This window comes from Arthrobacter sp. Dra40, from assembly GCF_059091905.1.
The window spans coordinates 1-1,376 of sequence record NZ_JBNHHB010000488.1; the positions used below are offsets into that span (position 1 = coordinate 1).

The window sequence follows — 1,376 nt, forward strand, 5'->3', positions numbered from 1 at the left end:
ACAGTGGTGGCTTTTACCGCTCTTCAGGGCGGGCTTTTCCGACCACTGCTCGGGCTGATGAACGTGACCATCACCGTCACCAGCTCCCTGGCGCTCTTCGCCCGGATCTTCGAGTATCTGGACCTGCCGGTGGAGATCGCCGAGCCCGCTTCGCCCACCCCCGTGGACCCTTCAAAGGTGGCAGGACACGTCCGCTTCGAAAACGTCAGCTTCAGCTATCCGGACAGCGAAACACCGGCCCTCCAGCAGGTGAACCTGACCGTCCCTGCCGGCTCCACTCTGGCCCTGGTTGGTCCCACAGGCTCGGGAAAAAGCAGCCTGGCCTCTCTGGTCGCGCGGCTGCAGGATCCGACGGCGGGGCGCGTCACCATCGACGGTGTGGACCTTCGCACCATGAGGCTGGCCGATCTGGCACGCATCGTGGGGGTGGTCAGCCAGGACACCTACCTGCTGCACACCACGGTGCGGGAAAACCTGCGCTACGCGAAGCCGGGCGCCAGCAATGAGGACATCGAGCAGGCCGCGCGCGACGCCCAGATTCACGACCTCATCGCGGCGCTGCCCGACGGTTACGACACCATGGTCGGCTCCAGGGGACACCGCTTCTCCGGCGGTGAGAAGCAACGCATCGCCATTGCCCGGACCCTGCTGCGCAATCCCCCGGTGCTGGTGCTGGACGAGGCCACCAGCGCGCTGGACACGCAGACCGAACACGCGGTCCAGCAGGCGTTCGACCGGCTGGCGGCAGGCCGTACCACCATCACCATCGCGCACCGGCTTTCCACGGTCCGCAATGCTGACCAGATCGCGGTCCTGGAAGCCGGGCGGATCGTTGAACAAGGAACCCATGAGGTCCTGCTCGACGCTGACGGCCGCTATGCGGCGCTCGCTGCGTAGCACGCAACGCAGCGGTGACTGCTACTCCTTGAACACCGCGTCGACGACTCCCTGGGCCCACTCCAGGATCTGCCGGTCTGCCAGGTCCCGGCCGCCGATCCGTGCGGTCTTGGGCTTGGGAATGAGGATGAAGTCCAGCGCAGGTTTTACCTGCGCTCCCGGATACATGCGGGTCAACCGCATTACCTTGGACTCCGGCAGTGAGGCCGGAGCGAACTTGATGAAGTTGCCCTGCACCGCCACGTCGGTCAGTCCGGCGGCACGGGCTTGCACCCGGAAGCGCGCCACGGCCACGAGATTCTCTACCGGTTCCGGCAGTTCGCCGTAACGGTCGGTGAGCTCGGCCACCACTTCGTCGATGGCTTCGCCGGTGGCAGCCTGGGCCAGCTTCCGGTAGGCCTCCAGCCGCAGGCGCTCCCCCGGCACGTAGTCGTGCGGCAGGTGGGCGTTGACCGGCAGCTCGATCTTCATGTCGGCCA

Annotated in this window: 2 protein-coding genes; one reads left to right on the forward strand and one right to left on the reverse strand. The window is 66.4% G+C overall.

The window, feature by feature from the left end:
• A partial coding sequence (locus AC5RWT_RS37435) for an ABC transporter ATP-binding protein (protein ID WP_494084625.1) occupies positions 1-897 on the forward strand: 897 nt, incomplete at its 5' end.
• A 21-nt stretch (positions 898-918) separates the two neighbouring features.
• On the opposite strand, the gene AC5RWT_RS37440 is transcribed toward AC5RWT_RS37435, so the two are convergent.
• The coding region (locus tag AC5RWT_RS37440; protein WP_494084626.1) for a TRCF domain-containing protein at positions 919-1,376 on the reverse strand (458 nt) is incomplete at its 5' end.